The following is a 16,529-nucleotide window of genomic DNA, read 5'->3' as shown; positions in this document are numbered from 1 at the left end:
AGCCGGTTCGCTTGGGCTGGGCTTCAGGGGTGCTTCGCACCTCCGAAGCACCGCTGGGAGCCAGCCGAAGCCAACCGGACGCTTTGCCGGAGCCGGAGCCGGAGCCGGAGCCGGAGCCGGAGCCGCAGCCGGAGGCCCGGGCCGGAGCCGGGCTGGGGCTGGAGCTGGGGTGCGAGGCGGGGCTGAGGTGCGGGCCGGGGCTGGTGTGCGGGCGGTCAGCGGGGGCAGGGGTGATTTGCGGGGTGGGGTGGGTCAGCCGGCGGCGAGCAGGTGGGCCATCTCGGTGCGGGAGCGGACGCCGAGCCGGGCGAAGACGTTGCGCAGGTGATGGTCCACCGTGCGCGGGCTCAGGTGCAGTTCCTGGGCGACCTCCCGGTTCGTGGCGCCCTCGGCGACCAGCGTCGCGATCCGCTGCTGCTGGGCGGTCAGCACCGCGTCGCGGTCACCCCGCACCGGGGCCGCGGTGATCATCTCCGGTCCGGAGCGTTCGCCGGCGGCGCGCAACTCCCGGGCGCTCTGCGCCGCCCACGGTTCGGCGCCGAGCAGCCGGAACGTCTCCGCCGCCCGGCGCAGATGCTCGCGTGCCGCGACGTGACGGCGGCGCCGGCGCAGCAACCGGCCGTACAACAGCTCGGTGTGAGCCCGCGGGAATCCGCCCTCCCCGACCCGTCGCAGCGCCGCGTGGAAGTGCTCCTCGGCCGCCTCGCCGTCCCGTGTCCGCAGTGCCCGGCAGCGGTCGCGCAGTGCCAGCCAGCCGTCCTGACCGGTGCGTCCGGCCCAGTCGTCGAACGCCGCCGCCACCGGGTTCAGCGCCGGCTCCGGACCGGCGGCCTCCAGCAGGTGCGGCACCACCGCGACGCGCAGCAGCACCGACCCGCGGCCGGGCGGACCGGCCGCGATCGTGTGCAGCCGGACGGCCGCGGGCAGCGGGCGCCCGTCGACCAGGTCGAGCAGCGCGAGCGCCCATTCGCACAGGGGGCGGGCCTGCTCGGTGCCGGTCGCCGCCCGGATCCGCTCCTGCCCGTCGTCCCGGTCCCCGACGAGTGCCGCCAGCACGGCGAGCAGCCCCAGATGGGTGCCGGTCAGCGCGCTCTGCCCGGTGCTGCGGGCGATCGCCGCTCCGTCGAGCGCCGCGGTGGTCGCCGCGTCGTAGTCGCCGGACGCCATCTCGGCGAGCGCCACCAGTTCGAGAGCCCGCGGCACCAGGCTGTGTGCGCCGCCGGCCCGGGCCAGCACCGCCGCCCGTCCCGCCGCCGAGACGGCGCTGCGGGCGTCACCGACGAGGATTCCCGCCGTGGACGCCCTGATCAGCGGCATCGGCTCGGCGACGTCCCCGGCGAGCGCCAGCTCCCGCCGGAATCGTCCGAACGCCAGGTCCTCGCGTCCCACGGCGAGCTCCGCGAGGCCGGCGACATGGTGGTAGGCCATCGCCGTCGCGGGTGACTCGGTTCCGCGCCGGCCGGCGACGATCCGGTGCGCCAGGGTTACGTACCTGTCCCGCTCCCCGGCGAAGCAGGTGGCCTCCCCGGCCAGTGACAGCGCGTCCAGCGCCGTCATCGGGTCGGCGTCACCGATCTCGGCGGCGACGTCCATCAGGATCTCCCGGGAGGCGGGGTCCTCGGGCCGCATCTCCGCGGCCAGCCCGCGTGCCCGCAGGCGTGTCTCTGCGGAGCGGACGGCCGGCGGGCGGGCTTCGCGTCGTGTGGTGAACTCGTGCTGGGTGGCGCTCTGCTCGGCGGAGCGCAGGAGCTGGGTGGCCCGGTGCGGGCGGCCGGCCAGCCACGCAGCGCGGGCCGCGTCGAGCAGCGCGGCGTCGCGCGCCAGGGGGTCCGGGGTGAGCTGCGCGGCGTACCGGAAAGCCTCTGTCGCCTGGGACGGCGTGGCCGGCGCGGCAGCCCGGGTGAGCGCGGCGGCGAGGGCGGGATCCTCGCCGCCGGTGGCGGCCGCCCGGTGCAGCAGGGCGTCCAGGCCGCGGCCGTGCGCCGCCGAGGACTCCGCCAGCGCGAGGTGTGCCGTCCGGCGCGCGGCGGCGACCATCTCCCGGTACGCCACCGCGCGGGCGATCGGTGATCCGAAGCTGACCCGGTCGTCGTCGACGGTGATCAGCCCCGCCTGCTCGGCCGGCGCGAGATCGTCGAGGCGACAGTGGGCGAGCAGGACGGGGAGCGGGGGCGGCGGATCGCAGGCGGCCAGCCGGAGCAGGTCCCTGGTGACCGCCGGGAGGCCGGCCAGTTCGGCGTGCAGGCGGTGCCGGAGCGGGCTGTCCGGGGGCAGGGTGTCCGGCAGCGGTGCGTATCCGCGGCGCTGCTCCGGCGACAGGGAGCGGGCCAGGTCGGTCAGGGCGGCCGGATTCCCGCCGGAGAGCTCGATCAGCGTGACGGCCACGTCGCCGGTGAGGTCCGGGGCGTGGACGCTCAGCAGGGCACGGCACTCCTCGTCCGGCAGCGGCCCGAGGTGACGTGCGGGGAAGAGCTCGAGACCGGGTGGGCCGGCGGCCAGGAACGCGATGCGGTCGGTGCCCACGCGGCGGGCCGCGTGGGCGACGGCCCGGGCGGACGGCGCGTCCAGCAGGTGCGCGTCGTCCAGGAGGAGCAGTACGGGGCGATGCTCCGACGCCGTACGCAGCTGGTCGAGCAGGGTTTCGCCGGCGCTGACCGGGAGGAGCCGGTGCAGAGCGGCGAGCGGCAGCGAGCGCTCGGCGGCGTGACCGGGGAGTGCGTGGACCGTCCAGCCCTCGGCGCGGGCGGCGGCCTCGCGCAGCAGCGTGCTGCGGCCCGAGCCGGGGGCGCCGCACAGCTGGAGGGCGCCGCCCCGGCCGGCGGCAGCGGACCCGAGCAGGCGTTCAACTTCTTGCACTAAAGGTGCATGAAACATGTCGGAAGTGTTGCGCGGGACGACGCAAAGCGAAAGAAGGACGTCGATGTCGTGCAGAGGATGAAATTTCCGGGATGTTGCGGCGGGATGAACGCAAGGCCGGTGGTTTCGCCGATGCGTGGCGGTGAACGCGCTGCGCAGACTGGCCCACGTCGATCCGTCCCCCCAGGTGAAGGAGTGTTCGACGTGCACCGATCATGGAAGAGACTGCTGGTCACGGCGGCCGCCGCCCTCGCGTTGTCGGCGCCGCTCGGCGCGACCGCCGCGCACGCCGCCGCCAACCCGTACGAGCGTGGCCCGGCCCCGACGCTGGCCCGGCTGCAGGCGAACAGCGGACCCTACGCCGTCTCGCAGGTGAACGTCTCCCGGCTCAGCGTGTCCGGCTTCGGCGGCGGCGTCATCTACTACCCGACCAGCACCGCGGACGGGACCTTCGGCGCGATCGCGATCTCGCCCGGCTTCACCGCGTACTGGTCGAGCATCTCCTGGCTCGGCCCGCGCCTGGCCTCGCACGGCTTCGTGGTGATCGGCATCGAGACACTCACCACGCTGGACCAGCCGGACTCCCGCGGCGACCAGTTGCTGGCCGCGCTGGACTACCTGACTCAGCGCAGCTCGGTGCGCAGCCGGGTGGACGCGAGCCGGCTCGCCGTCGCCGGGCACTCGATGGGTGGCGGCGGAAGCCTGGAAGCGGCCAGCTCCCGGCCGTCGCTGCAGGCCGCGGTGCCGCTGGCGCCGTGGAACACCGACAAGGTGTGGACCGACATCCGGGTCCCGACGCTGATCGTCGGCGGGCAGGCGGACACGGTCGCGCCCGTCGCCAGCCACTCGATCCCGTTCTACACGACGATCCCGAGCTCAGCGGAGAAGGCTTACCTGGAGCTGGCGGGGCAGAGCCACTTCTTCCCGCAGACGGTGAACACGACGACAGCCGTGGAGGCGGTCTCCTGGATGAAGCGGTTCGTCGACAACGACACCCGTTACGACCAGTTCATCTGCCCGGGACCGAGCGGCCTGCTCGTCTCCGACTACCGCAACTCCTGCCCGCTGTCCTGATCGGGAACGGCCAGGGCCGGTGCTCCGCAAGGGAGTGCCGGCCCCGGTGGTGCGGCGATCCCCCCGTACGAGGGAAAGTGACCGTGCCGGCGTCGCTACGACGGGGGGCGAACGACGCCGGCACGGTGGTCAGGGGTGTTTCAGGAGGTGGCGGTGGCGGTCGGCTGCAGGACCTTGCAGGTCTCGATCGCCTTCTGGGTGGTGGCGTCGGACGTGTTCAGGTTCGCGGTGTCGGTGACGCCGTTCTTCTCGAGGCAGTCGGTGTAGGCCGCGTTCGCGCCGTTGCCGCCGTTGCCGCGGCCGTTGCCACCGCCGAAGCTCGGGCGGACCGACGCGCACGCCTCCTGCGCCTTCTGCCAGGTCGCGTCGTCGACGTCGGCGGGCTTCTGGAAGCCGCCGCCGCCGGGGAAGCCGCCGTTGCGGCCGCCGAAGCTGCCGGAGGGCCGGGGCTGGCCGGAGGGCCGCGTGCCGCCGGAGAAGCTGCCGCCGGAGGGCCGCATGCCGTTGCCGCCGGGGCCACCGGAGGGCATCGTGATCGTCACGCCGTTCTTCGAGAGGCAGTCGGTGTACGCCGCGAACGCCGCGTTGCCGCCGCCGCCGTTCTGCCCGGTCGTGCCGCCGGCCGCGCTGCTGTCGTCCTTGTCGCCGCAGGCCGCGGTGAAGGCGACCGAAACGAACGCCACCGCCGCGCACGCAGCGACCCGGCGGGCCACCTTCGACTTGATCACGGGCACAAGCGTCTCCTCATCGACACGGGCCCGCCTCCTTTTGCATCGGGCGGGCACGACAGCAAAGGGAACCCGGTCTTCCTATGCGGCACATCGGATCCGCCTAGGAATTGCCTTTGAGCCGCCCCCGGCGTTCCGAGCGAACTCCGAGGCGGGGCCGAGCCCGCGGCGAGGACCGCCCGCCACACTCGCTGACCATGGGAGTAGCACTGGCCGGTCGCCGGCGTTGGATCTGGCTCGGCGTCTCGGTCGTCGTTCTCGCACTGGTCGCCCTCGGCGTGGTGCGGGCGCTGACCGCTGACGGCGCCGAGGAGTCGAAGGCGGCCGAGACCGTCGGGGTGGACAAGGGCGCGGTCACCACCGAGGTGGCCACCACCGGAACGCTGGCCGCGGCACAGACGCGCAGCCTGTCGTTCGCCGTGGACGGCACCGTGGAGACGGTCAAGGTCCGGGCGGGGACGACGGTGACCGCCGGTCAGGTCCTCGCCACGGTGGACGACGACGACGCGCGGCAGGCGGTCGACGACGCGCAGGACGCGCTCGACGCCGCCGAGGACGCGCTGACCAAGGCGGAGGACGCCGCCTCGACGACCTCGACGGCGAGCACGGGCTGCAACGCGGCCGCGGCGTACGAGCTGCGGGCGAGCGCCTCTCCCGGCGTGTCGGTGTCGCCGTCGCCGAGCGCGACCGTGACGGCCAGGCCGACGGCAACCGCCACCAGGACCGCGACGACCAGTCCCACGAAGACCAGTCCCACGAAGACCACGACCAGCACGAGCGCCCCCGGCGGCAGGACCACGACCGGCTCCGGATCCGGCTCGGGCACCGGTTCGTGCTCCGGGACGACCAGCGGCAGCGGCGGCCAGCAGGGCGGCGGCCAGAACAGCGGTACCGACGCCATCCTGAGCGCGCAACAGCGGGTCAACTCCGCCCAGGTCACGCTCGAGGAGAAGGAGGACGCCCTGGAGGGCGCCACCATCACCGCGCCGATCGCCGGCCGGATCCTCTCGGTCGGCGGCAAGGTCGGCAGCCAGGTGAGCTCCGGCTCGACGTTCATCAGCCTGGCCGACATCTACGACATGCAGATCAGCGCCGACTTCCCGGAGGCCGACGCGGATCACCTGGCGGTCAAGCAGAAGGCGGTGATCACCCTGGCCGACAAGCCGGGCGAGACCTTCGACGCCACCCTCGTGGTGGTCGACCCGGTCGGCACCAGCGACGGCACGCTCACCACGTTCGGCGTGGTGCTCTCCTTCGTCGACGCGCCCAAGGACCTGCTGGTCGGGCAGAGCGCGCAGGTGAAGGTGACCACCGGCAGCAAGACCGACGTGCTGCGGGTGCCCAGCACCGCGGTGCACGACGTCTCGGGGACGTCCGCGGTCGTGCAGAAGGACGGCGCCGAGGTGAAGGTGCAGATCGGCCTCCGCGGTGACCAGTACACCGAGATCACCTCCGGGCTGGTGGAGGGTGACGCGGTGTCCCGTTCCTGGTGACAGACCGCCATGAACAGACAGCTCTCTCATAGCTGGTTCAAAGAAAACGTTGATAAGTCTTTGCGGTGCTTTCCGGAACCCGTAACTCCATGACCGTCGCCGACACGCCGGCGCGGGCCACCCGCGTCCTCGTCGTGGACGACGAGCCGAACATCTCGGCGCTGCTCAGCCAGACGCTGCGGCTCGTCGCGTTCGACGTCCGGGTCGCCGAGACCGGGCACTCCGCCCTGGTGGCGGTGGCCGAGTTCGAGCCCGACCTGATCGTGCTCGACGTGATGCTGCCGGATGTGGACGGGTTCGAGGTCGCCCGGCGGCTGCGCGCCGCCGGGTCCCGGATCCCGGTGCTGTTCCTGACCGCCCGTGACGCGGTCGAGGACCGGATCCTGGGGCTCTCGGCCGGCGCCGACGACTACGTCACCAAGCCGTTCAGCCTCGAGGAGGTCGTGCTACGAATCCGCGCGATCCTGCGGCGCAGCCGGCCGGAGGAACCGGCACCGGACACCGGGGTGCTCCGGTACGCCGACCTGGAATTGGACTCCGACGCCCACGAGGTGCGCCGGGCGGGCCGTCTGATCGAGCTGTCGCCGACGGAGTTCAACCTGCTCCGCTACCTGATGATCAACGCCGGTCGAGTGGTGTCCAAGGCACAGATCCTGGACCGGGTGTGGAAGTACGACTTCGGCGGGGACGGGCGGATCGTCGAGTCGTACGTCTACTACCTGCGCCGGAAGATCGACAAGACCGAGCCGGCGCTGATCCACACCGTCCGGGGGGTGGGGTACGCGCTCAGGCTGCCACGCGGCGGCGACGAGTGATCCCGCGCCGGCTGCCCTGGCGGCACTGGACGTTACGGTCCCGCCTCGTCCTGGTGGTCGGCATCCTGGCCGCGGTCGCGCTGATCGCCGCGAACGTCGCCGGCGTCCTGCTGATCCGGGACTACCTGCAGGACCGGATCGACCAGCAGCTCACCGGCATGACGCGCTTCGCCACGCAGCAGCCGGAGGGCAACTTCGTCCCGCGGAGCCGGTTCTTCCGGGTGGGGCCGGACCAGATCTCGTACCTCTATCTCGCCGACGGCACCCTCGACCCGGGACGCACCACCCCGGTCGACGAGACCCGTCCGGCCGTCCCGCCGCTCGCCGAGGTGGCGGCGCACGCGGCGACCGCGAAGCCGTACACGCTCACCAGCCCGGACGACACCGACTGGCGCGTGATCGCCGTCCCGGTCGCCGACACCGGAGGTTATGCCCTGTTCGGCTCGTCGCTCGACGAGGTCCGGCAGACCACCGACCAGCTGCTGCTCATCGATGCCGGCGTGCTGCTGCTGATCCTGGCCCTGCTCGGGCTCGGCGCGGCCTGGGTGGTCCGGCTCGGCCTGCGCCCGCTGACCGAGATGGAGCACGCGGCCGCCGACATCTCCGGCGGCGACCTGTCCCTGCGGGTGCCCGGCGCCGACCCGCACACCGAACCGGGCCGCCTCGGGCGGGCGCTCAACTCGATGCTCGCCCGGATCGAGACCGAGGCGACCGCGCGCACCGCCTCTGAGCAGCGGCTGCGCCAGTTCGTCGCGGACGCCTCGCACGAGTTGCGCACCCCGCTCACCTCGATCCGCGGGTTCGCCGAGCTCTACCGGCGCGGCGGCGCCCCGGCCGGCCCGATGCTGGACGAGACGATGAGCCGGATCGAGGCCGAGGCTGGCCGGATGGGCGTGCTCGTCGAGGACCTGCTGATGCTGGCCCGCCTCGACCAGCAACGCACCCGCGAGCTGCGCCGGATCGACCTGCTGGAGATCGCCGCGGACACGATCCGCGACGCGCACGCCCGGGTCCCCGGCCGCAAGGTGCTGCTCGGCGGGCTCAGCGACGACGAGGAGACGTTCGAGCCGGCCACCGTGCTCGGCGACGACCACGGGCTGCGGCAGGTGGCGACGAATCTGGTCGCCAACGCGCTCAACCACACGCCGGCCGGCACCCGGGTCACGGTCCGGGTCGGCCATCAGCTCGCCGGGCCGCCCGGCGCCGCGGCGGCCTGCTCCGGCCCGGTGACCGTCGGTGACGGGTTGCCGGTGGCGGTGCTCGAGGTGGAGGACGATGGGCCGGGCGTCCCGCCGGAGCACGCACCGCGGATCTTCGAGCGGCTGTATCGGGCGGACCAGAGCCGCAACCGGGCCAGGGGCGGCGGATCCGGGCTGGGCCTGGCCATCGTGGCGGCGATAGTGCACGGCCACGGCGGGTGGATCGAGCTGCACGAGACGCCCGGCGGCGGCGCGACGTTCCGGGTTCTGCTGCCGGCGATCGGTGACGCGGCGTAGAGATTCAAAGCTGGCTCCGAGGTTGCGCCGAATCTCCTCCGAGGCCGCACCCCGAGAGTGTGCGCCATGAACGTACGCTCTGCTCACCCGCGGCGGGAAACACCATGAGACTTCGCCCGTGGAGCCGCCACCCCTCGCTGGTGGTCAACGCCGTGATCGGCGTCGTTCTCGTCGCCGGGGCCATCACGGTGTACGAGACCTTCTCCTCCTCCGACAAGGGGGGAACGGCCGCCGTCGCCTCCGAGCGCACGGTCTCCGTCCAGCAGGGCACGGTCACCAAGACCGTGACCGCGAGCGGCACCGTGGAGAGCGCGAGCACCGCGAGCGCCAGCTTCGAGACCAGCGGCACGGTCACCGAGATCGACGTGAAGGTCGGTGACAAGGTCAAGAAGGGCCAGGTCCTGGCGAAGGTCGACCCGGCAGCGGCGAAGCGCACGCTCGCCGAGGCACAGGCCAACCTCGACGCCGCGAACGACTCGCTGGACCGCGCCGAGGCCGCCGGCTCCGACACCACCGACGCGCAGAACTCGGTCGACTCGGCCGAGCTCGCCGTCGAGGACGCGCAGGCCGGTGTCGACGGCGCGGTGCTGAAAGCGCCGATGGCCGGCACCGTGACCGCGATCAGCGGAACGGTCGGCAGCTCGGCCTCCGGCTCGTCGTCGTCGAGCGGCTCCTCCGGCGGCGGCTCGCAGGGCGGTGGCTCGGCCTCCTCGGCCACGTCGTCGTCCTCCACGTCGACCGGCTTCGTCGAGATCGCCGACCTGACCACGATGCAGGTCGCCGCGAGCTTCGCCGAGGCGGACGCCACCAAGCTCAAGGAGAAGCAGGCAGCCACCGTCACCTGGAACGCGCTCAGCGGCACCAGCGAGACGGCGAAGGTCACCGCGATCGACCCGTCCGGCTCGACGTCGAACAGCGTCGTCACCTACGGCGTGACGCTCACCCTGGACAAGGTGCCGACCGGCGCGAAGGTCGGCCAGACCGTCTCGGTCGTGGTCACCACCGGCTCCAAGGAGAACGTCGTCGCCGTCAACTCGGCCGCGATCACCACGGCCGGCAACCGGCACACGGTGACCGTGGTGGCCAACGGCACGCAGGAGACGCGCTCGGTGGAGATCGGCCTGGAGGGCGACTCGGCCACCGAGATCACCTCCGGTCTGACCGCCGGTGAGCAGGTCGTCGTCAAGACCACCTCGACCGGCACCGGCAGCGGCACCACCGGTGGCGGCGGATTCCCGGGCGGTGGCGCCGGCAACCTCGGTGGCGGCGGGAACTTCGGTGGTGGCGGCAACTTCGGCGGCGGTGGCGGACGATGAGCCGGCCCGTCCTCGAGGTCCAGGACCTCAAGAAGATCTACGGTACGGGCGAGGCCACCGTGCACGCCCTGCGCGGAGTGTCGATGACCGTGCACCGCGGCGACTACGTGGCGATCATGGGCTCGTCCGGTTCCGGCAAGTCGACCCTGATGAACATCCTCGGCGCGCTGGACATCCCGACGTTCGGCTCCTACAAGCTGGACGGCGTCGAGGTCGGCACCCTGTCCGACAGCCAGCTGGCGCTCGCCCGGAACCGGCTCATCGGGTTCATCTTCCAGGCATTCAACCTCATTCCGCGTACGTCCGCGGTGGCCAACGTGGAGCTCCCGCTCGCCTACGCCGGGGTCAAGCCCCGGGAGCGCCGCAGGCGTGCGATGGCGGCGCTCGACATCGTCGGTCTCGCCGACCGCGCCGACCACGAGCCGAACCAGCTCTCCGGTGGTCAGCAGCAGCGCGTCGCGGTGGCCCGCGCCCTGGTCACCGAGCCGGCCCTGCTGCTCGCCGACGAGCCCACCGGCAACCTCGACAGCAAGTCCACCGACGACGTGCTCCAAGTCTTCGACGACCTGAGCGCGGCCGGCCGGACCATCGTGATCATCACGCACGAGGACGAGGTCGGCGCCCGCGCCAAGCGGCTGATCCGCCTGGTCGACGGCGCGATCGTGACCGACAACCGGCAGTCCCCGATCGAGCTCCCGCCGGTCGGGGCGGCCGCCGCGCACGCCAAGGTGCAGTCGGTCACCAACGGTCATCTCGCGGCCGGGCACGGCGCCGCGGCCCGGACCACGACCGGGACCACGTACGGGCCGGCGTCGTCCTACGCCCCGCCGGTCGGGCGGCACAGCGCATGAACTTCCTCGAGGTAGTCAGGTTCTCGCTGCGCGGGCTCTCCGCCAACAAGCTGCGCTCGGCGCTCACCATGCTCGGCATCCTGATCGGCGTCGCGGCGGTGATCCTGCTGGTCGCGGTCGGCAACGGCTCGGCCAAGGCGATCAGCGACCGGATCGAGGCGCTCGGCACGAACACCATCACGGTGATGAGCACCGGCCGGGGCGGATCCAGCTCCACGGCCCTCACCAAGAAGATGGCCGACGCGCTGATCGACGAGGAACTCGCCCCGGACATCAAGTCGGTGTCCCCGGTGGTGAGCGCGTCGTCGGCGACGATGACGTACGAGGGCACCGACCACGCGGTCAGCACCTTCGTCGGCACCACGCCGGACTGGTTCGGCGCGTCCAGCACCCCGGTCGAGAAGGGCGCGTCGTTCACCACCGACGACGTCACCCAGGGCCGCCGGGTCGTGGTGATCGGGCAGACCGTCGCCGAGGAGCTGTTCCCCGGGGTCGACCCGATCGACAAGCAGGTCACCGTGAGCGGCGCGCTGTTCACCGTGGTCGGCGTGCTGAAGGAGAAGAGCTCCACCGGCTTCCAGGACTCCAACGACACAGCGGTCGCCCCGCTCACCGCGGTCCAGCAGGTCCTCGCCGGTTACGGCTCGCTGACCTCGATCATCGTCGAGGCGAAGGACCCGGACAAGGTCGACGCCGTGCAGAGCGAGGTCTCCACGATCCTCAACCAGCAGCTCAACGTGAAGTCGGCGACGTCCTCATCCCGGAGCGGCAGCGGCACGAGCAGCACGCCGTACCGCATCCAGAACGCCTCCTCGCTGCTGGAGACCCAGACCGAGACCGCTGACACGTTCACCACGCTGCTCGGCGCTGTCGCCGCGATCAGCCTGCTGGTCGGCGGCATCGGCATCACCAACATCATGCTGGTCACGGTCACCGAACGGACCCGGGAGATCGGCATCCGCAAGGCACTCGGGGCGCCCCGCCGGGTGATCCTGACCCAGTTCCTGATCGAGGCGACCCTGCTGAGCGTGCTCGGTGGCGCCCTCGGCGTGGCCGCCGCCCTGATCGGCAGCCACTTCACGATCGTCGGCGTCAAACCGGTGATCGTGCCCAGCTCGATCGGGCTCGCCGTCGGGGTGTCCGTCGCGATCGGGCTGTTCTTCGGCGGCCTGCCCGCCGCCCGCGCCGCCCGCCTGCGTCCCATCGACGCGCTGCGCTACGAGTGAGGACTGACAAGTGAACCGGATGAACGACGAGACCGCGGTCCTGCCGGCCGTGCCGGCGCCCGCCGAGCCGGTCGAGCCCGACGACGCCGACCACGAGGGCCTGGCCAAGGAGCTCGCGGCGGTCGCGCCGAAGAAGTGGTGGAACAAGGGCACGATCGGGCTGGGCGTGGCCGTGCTGCTGATGGGAGGCTTCCTCGGCGGCGTCTACTCCCAGAAGCAGTGGGGCACGTCCACGACCGCCACCTCCGGTTTCCCGGGCGGCGGCACGCGGGGCGCCGGCGGGAACTTCCCGGGCGGGCTGAGCGCCAGCGGCTTCCCGGGCGGCGGCAACTTCGGTGGTGGCGGCACCGGGACGGGCACCGGCACCGGCAGCGGGACCACCGCCGCCGCGGCCGACACCACCGGCACGGTCAAGCTGGTCAGCGGCACGACGATCTACGTGCAGACCGCGGACGGCACGGTCATCACGGTCAACACCGACGGCAGGACGACGGTGGCGACCGCCAAGAAGGGCAAGCTCACCGACGTCAAGGCCGGCGACTCGGTCACCGTCAAAGGCGCGACCGGCACCGACGGCGCCGTGACCGCCACCTCGGTGACCTCGCAGAGCAAGTGATGAAGTACGCATTGATGCATACGGCTACCGCTCCCTAGGCTGAGCCCAGCTCAGACCTAGGGGGTGGCGCTTGCTGCGCGACTCGCCGGCACTGCTCGGCCGGGCGGCGTTGCTCGCTGACATCGACGTGCGCCTCGCCGCTGGTGGCGGGGTGACTCTCTACGGCCCGCCCGGGATCGGGAAGAGCGCCCTGCTGGACGCCGTCACCGAGCAGGCCGCGGCCCGGGGCGAGCTGATCCTCCGCCTGCGGCCCGCCCGGGGCGAGCGGACCTTGGCGTACGCCGGGATCGCCGACCTCGTCCGGCAGGTCCCGCCCGACGTGGTGGCCTCCCTCGCGCCCGCCGCCCGCACCGCGCTCGCCGCCCTCCGCCAGGGCCGGCCACCCCGCACCGGAGGGCCGGCCCTGGCCCGCCGCCTGCTGCTCCCGGCCCTGCTCACGCAGAGCGCCCGCGGCTCGGCGGTGCTGCTCGTCCTCGACGACGCGCAGTGGCTCGACCCGGAGTCGGCCGCGCTGATCGCGTTCGCCATGCGCCGCCGCCCCGGCCCGCGGATCAGAGCCGTCGCCGCCGAACGCCGCCCGGACCGCGCCGGTCACCGCCGCGCCGCCCGGCTCGTCCCGGCGCCGGTCACCGAGATCGCCGTGCCGCCGCTCACCCCGGACGACCTCACCGCCGTACTGGAGGCCCGTGGCCTGCCCTGCCGCACCGCGAGCCGCCTGCACCGGGCCAGCGCCGGCAACCCGTTCCTGGCCCTCGCCCTCGGCAGCACCAGCGCCGACGGGCCGGCCTGGCGTCCCGCGCCGCTGCCCGAGGCCGCCCGCGACCTGGCCCGTGAGCTGCTGAGCGGCCTGGGAGCGGAGGTCCGGGCGACGCTGCTGGTGGCGGCGCTGGCCACCGATCCGACGGTCACGCTGCTGCTGCGCGCCGGGCGCGACGACGCCGACCGGGAGCTGCGGCTGGCCGCCGCGGCCGGGGTGGTCGAGGTGACCGGGGAGGCGATCCGGTTCACGCCGCCGCTGATCGGGCAGGTCCTCGTCGAGGAGACAGCGGCCGGCGACCGGGCCGCCACGCACGCCGCGCTCGCCGGGGCGGCGCTCGACCCGCTCGACGCGTTACGCCATCGCGCGCTGCGCAGCGCCCGGCCGGACGCGACGGTCGCCCGGCGGCTGGCGGGCGCGGCGAACCAGTGCGTGGCGCGCGGCGCGGACCGGACCGCCGCCGAGTTCTACCTGCTGGCCGCTGACCGCGCGCCGCACCAGCTGACCGCCGAGCGGCTGGACTGGCTGGTCGCCGCCGCCCGGACGGCGCTCACCGGTGGTTCCCCGGCGCTGGCCGGACGCGCCGCCGAGGCGGTGATCGCCGCTGACGCTCCGGCCGGTCACCGCGTACGCGCCAGGGTGGTTCTGATCGATCTTGCCGGTCAGGCCCTCGGCGAGATGGGCGAGATGTTCGCGGCGGCCCTGGCCGAGGCGGGGGACGATCCGGCACTGCTCGCGCCGGTCCGGCTGCGGCTCATCTGGCAGGCCATGATCACCGGCGAGCCGGACCGGGCCGCCGCGGAGGCGCTGAGCACCGCGGCGATCGCGCACCGCGCCGGCGACACGACCAGCGAGGCGATGGCGCTCAGCGGGCTCGCCCAGATCCAGCGGATGCGCGGCGAGCCGGAATGGCGTGACTCGCTCGCCCGCGCGCTCGCCCTGCCGGCGTCCCCGGCGCCGGACTGGCTGCACTACGGCCCGCACTACATGGCCGCCCGTTTCGCCCTGATCGACGACCGGCTCGACGAGGCGCGCGCCGAACTGCTGCGGTTGCTCGCGGTCGCCGAGCACGACCGGATCGGCGAGGCCCGCGTCGAGGTGCTGCGCAGCCTCTCCGAGGTGGCGACGCGCGCCGGACGCTGCCGGGAGGCCTTGCGGTACGCCCATCGTGCCGTCCAGGCCGCGCAGGACGCCGGCCTCAGCCCGGGGCCGACGTGGTACACCGCCGCCGTGGCGGAACTGGCCGGGGGCAGCCTGGCCGCGGCCGCCGGGTTCGCGCGGCGCGGCATCCGCGCGTCCGAACAGGAGGGCGACAACCTCTACCTGCGGCGGAACCTGCACGCGCTGGGGCAGGCCGGGCTGCGCTCGGGGGAAACCCGCGCCGGGGTCGCGGCGCTGCGCCGGCTGCGCGACCTGGAAGCCGAAGCCGGCAACTCCGACCCGATGATCGTCCGCTGGCACGCCGACCTGGCCGTCGGTCTCGCCGCACTCGGCGAGCACGTGGAGGCGGCGGAGACCCTGGCACACGCGCGCAAGGCCGCGGAGCGGCTCGGCAGCAGTCCCGCGCTGGCCGGGTACCTGGACCGGGCCACCGCTGTCGTGCACTCCGAGAGCGGGCAGGCCGACTCCGCGGTGGAGCTGTCGACGGCGGCGGCGCAGCTGTTCGAGCAGTTGCGCCAGCCCGTCGAGCAGGGTCACGCGCTGCTCGTCGCCGGGGGAGCGGAACGCCGCCGCCGCCGATACGCCGCCGCGCGCCTGCTGATCGGCGCCGCGCTGGCGATCTTCATGTCCGCCGACGCCCGCCCATGGGCCGAGGAGACCGAACGCGCCCTCGCCCGCACCGAGGGCAGCCTCGCCCCCGAGCAGGGCCTGACCTCGACCGAGCTGCGGATCGCCCAGCTGGTGCGCGACGGCGCCAGCAACCGGGAGATCGCGAGCCGGCTCTACCTGAGCGTGAAGACGGTCGAGGCGACGCTGACCCGGGTGTACCGCAAGCTGGGGGTTCGCTCGCGCACGCAGTTGTCGTCGCGATTGCAGGCGGTCGACGGCGGGCCGTTCCCGGAGCCGACGTCGCCGGCCTGAGCTCCGCCGTGATCCCTCTCCGCCCACGCCCGTGTACAACCACAGCACTCCAGCCCCACCCCCTACGGTGACGCCGCGACGCCGTGACAGTTCGGCGTGGCGTGGCGCGGCGCGGCCCGGCGCGGCGTTGCCTGACGGCTGCGCTGCGCTGCGGTGACGGTCCGGCGCGGCGCGCGGCGCGCGGCGCGCGGTGCGTGGCGCGGTGCGCGGTGACGGTTCGGCGCGGCGCGGCGCCGCCGCAACTCACGGTCCCGGCGCGCGTCGCGCTGTCCGGCTGGTGCTCATGGTCGTTATTCATGCCTCATAACGACCATGAGCACCAGCTGGGAGGGTGACGCGCGCCGGAGCTGTGGCACGGCGGAGCCCCGTTCCCGCTCGGCCGGTGTTGGAGATCACGAGGGGTTGCTGACCAGCGGGTTGGCGACGGAGAGTGAGCTGGGTTACCGCGATACGGTGGCGGCGGTCACTTTCATCTTCCAAGTTTTACCTGGTTGATTTGGGGATGACGCGATGGTCCGGCAATGTTGTAGCCGGAAGCGACGAGGCTTTCTCCGTCACTATCCGTTAAGGAGTGCGCCATGCCGTTCATTCGTGAAATCCGTACGACGATCTCCAACCGCATCGCCGAGCGCCGCGCCCACCGTCAGCTCACCTCCGAGCTCGCCGCGTTCCGTACCGCCGCCGAGCGGACCGAGCTGGACCTCGTCCTGGGCCGGCACACCGCCGAGGAGACCCGCGAGATCGAGGCCATCCTCAACCAGCAGGACGCCGAGCGTCGCTACCAGCACGCTCTCCAGTCGGTCGGGCTCAGCGGCCCGCAGCACTAAGAACGGTCCGAGCGCCCGAGCGCCCGAGCGCCCGAGCGCCCGAGCGCCCGAGCGCCCGAGCGCCGAAGCGCCGAAGCGCCGAACGCCCAAGCGGCATCGCGGCATCGCTGAGCAACCGGTCGGCCGCGACGCCGGCGAGCGGTTTCTGCCTTGACCGTGCCCACCCGCGGAGATCGCCCGGAGGGGTTCGCGTTCTGGACGCGCCAGCGGCCAGCGAACCCCGCAGGGGTCCCCGCGGGAGCGGCGGCAAGGACCACGGCGGAGCTGGGACATGAGGATCTTGAAGGTGTTCGGGATCTGAGCCGGTCGGCGGACGCGCTGCCGGTGATCCACACTGGACCGCGGGTCGTAGGGCCGACCCGCTGGGTTCCCGCGATCGGCCCGGACCGTCC

The 16,529-nt window shown here is 73.3% G+C and carries 11 protein-coding genes and 1 pseudogene; 10 read left to right on the top strand and 2 right to left on the bottom strand.

The features are described from left to right. Window positions 1-252: 252 nt before the first annotated feature. Window positions 253-2,856 carry a helix-turn-helix transcriptional regulator gene (locus Acy02nite_RS13715; RefSeq protein ID WP_203740512.1) on the bottom strand — a complete coding sequence of 868 codons (2,604 nt, stop codon included), beginning with the start codon at window positions 2,854-2,856 and terminating at the stop codon, window positions 253-255. A 204-nt stretch (window positions 2,857-3,060) separates the two neighbouring features. Here Acy02nite_RS13715 and Acy02nite_RS13710 point away from each other — a divergent pair, with 204 nt between their 5' ends. Next, the gene (locus tag Acy02nite_RS13710) at window positions 3,061-3,930 is read left to right on the top strand and encodes an alpha/beta hydrolase family protein (RefSeq protein WP_203740510.1); all 870 of its coding nucleotides are present in this window, start codon (window positions 3,061-3,063) and stop codon (window positions 3,928-3,930) included. A gap of 140 nt (window positions 3,931-4,070) precedes the next feature. Here Acy02nite_RS13710 and Acy02nite_RS13705 read toward each other — a convergent pair whose 3' ends face one another. Beyond that, a complete protein-coding gene (locus Acy02nite_RS13705; protein WP_203740508.1) occupies window positions 4,071-4,664 on the bottom strand; it encodes a hypothetical protein in 594 nt (197 codons plus the stop codon). 191 nt (window positions 4,665-4,855) lie between these two features. Here Acy02nite_RS13705 and Acy02nite_RS13700 point away from each other — a divergent pair, with 191 nt between their 5' ends. From Acy02nite_RS13700 to Acy02nite_RS13660, 9 genes and pseudogenes are all read left to right on the top strand, one after another. Further along, window positions 4,856-6,151 (top strand): efflux RND transporter periplasmic adaptor subunit, encoded by a 1,296-nt coding sequence (locus Acy02nite_RS13700; protein ID WP_203740505.1) that lies wholly within the window; start codon window positions 4,856-4,858, stop codon window positions 6,149-6,151. Window positions 6,152-6,240: 89 nt separating this feature from the next. After that, a complete protein-coding gene (locus Acy02nite_RS13695; protein ID WP_203740503.1) occupies window positions 6,241-6,966 on the top strand; it encodes a response regulator transcription factor in 726 nt (241 codons plus the stop codon). Then, the gene (locus Acy02nite_RS13690) at window positions 6,963-8,462 is read left to right on the top strand and encodes a sensor histidine kinase (RefSeq protein WP_239174729.1); all 1,500 of its coding nucleotides are present in this window, start codon (window positions 6,963-6,965) and stop codon (window positions 8,460-8,462) included. The genes Acy02nite_RS13695 and Acy02nite_RS13690 overlap by 4 nt, the downstream gene beginning before the upstream one ends. A 104-nt stretch (window positions 8,463-8,566) precedes the next feature. Then, complete coding sequence (locus Acy02nite_RS13685) at window positions 8,567-9,778, top strand: efflux RND transporter periplasmic adaptor subunit (protein WP_203740501.1); 1,212 nt, start codon at window positions 8,567-8,569, stop codon at window positions 9,776-9,778. Then, window positions 9,775-10,470: pseudogene (locus tag Acy02nite_RS13680) on the top strand (ABC transporter ATP-binding protein); the annotation flags it as partial. The gene Acy02nite_RS13685 and the pseudogene Acy02nite_RS13680, both read left to right, overlap by 4 nt. 155 nt (window positions 10,471-10,625) lie before the next feature. Then, on the top strand, window positions 10,626-11,855 hold the full coding sequence (locus Acy02nite_RS13675; protein ID WP_203740497.1) for an ABC transporter permease: 1,230 nt from the start codon (window positions 10,626-10,628) through the stop codon (window positions 11,853-11,855). Between the two features lie 19 nt (window positions 11,856-11,874). After that, a complete protein-coding gene (locus Acy02nite_RS13670; protein WP_203740495.1) occupies window positions 11,875-12,471 on the top strand; it encodes a hypothetical protein in 597 nt (198 codons plus the stop codon). Window positions 12,472-12,541: 70 nt separating this feature from the next. Continuing rightward, window positions 12,542-15,310, top strand: a complete 2,769-nt coding sequence (locus Acy02nite_RS13665; protein ID WP_203740493.1) for a helix-turn-helix transcriptional regulator — start codon at window positions 12,542-12,544, stop codon at window positions 15,308-15,310. 578 nt (window positions 15,311-15,888) lie between these two features. After that, on the top strand, window positions 15,889-16,137 hold the full coding sequence (locus Acy02nite_RS13660; protein WP_203740491.1) for a hypothetical protein: 249 nt from the start codon (window positions 15,889-15,891) through the stop codon (window positions 16,135-16,137). Window positions 16,138-16,529 lie beyond the last annotated feature (392 nt).

The sequence above is a fragment of the Actinoplanes cyaneus genome, assembly GCF_016862095.1.
In the GTDB taxonomy this organism is placed as follows: domain Bacteria; phylum Actinomycetota; class Actinomycetes; order Mycobacteriales; family Micromonosporaceae; genus Actinoplanes; species Actinoplanes cyaneus.
The sequence above is the reverse complement of the archived record's forward strand: the minus strand, read 5'-3'. Positions and strand labels throughout refer to the sequence as shown.

Bases quoted from the DNA above. Each gene is read 5' to 3' on its own strand.
- Acy02nite_RS13675 (WP_203740497.1), top strand. From the start codon at position 10,626: ATGAACTTCCTCGAGGTAGTCAGGTTCTCGCTGCGCGGGCTCTCCGCC.
- Acy02nite_RS13670 (WP_203740495.1), top strand. From the start codon at position 11,875: ATGAACGACGAGACCGCGGTCCTGCCGGCCGTGCCGGCGCCCGCCGAG.
- Acy02nite_RS13660 (WP_203740491.1), top strand. From the start codon at position 15,889: ATGCCGTTCATTCGTGAAATCCGTACGACGATCTCCAACCGCATCGCC.
- Acy02nite_RS13685 (WP_203740501.1), top strand. From the start codon at position 8,567: ATGAGACTTCGCCCGTGGAGCCGCCACCCCTCGCTGGTGGTCAACGCC.
- Acy02nite_RS13695 (WP_203740503.1), top strand. From the start codon at position 6,241: ATGACCGTCGCCGACACGCCGGCGCGGGCCACCCGCGTCCTCGTCGTG.
- Acy02nite_RS13700 (WP_203740505.1), top strand. From the start codon at position 4,856: ATGGGAGTAGCACTGGCCGGTCGCCGGCGTTGGATCTGGCTCGGCGTC.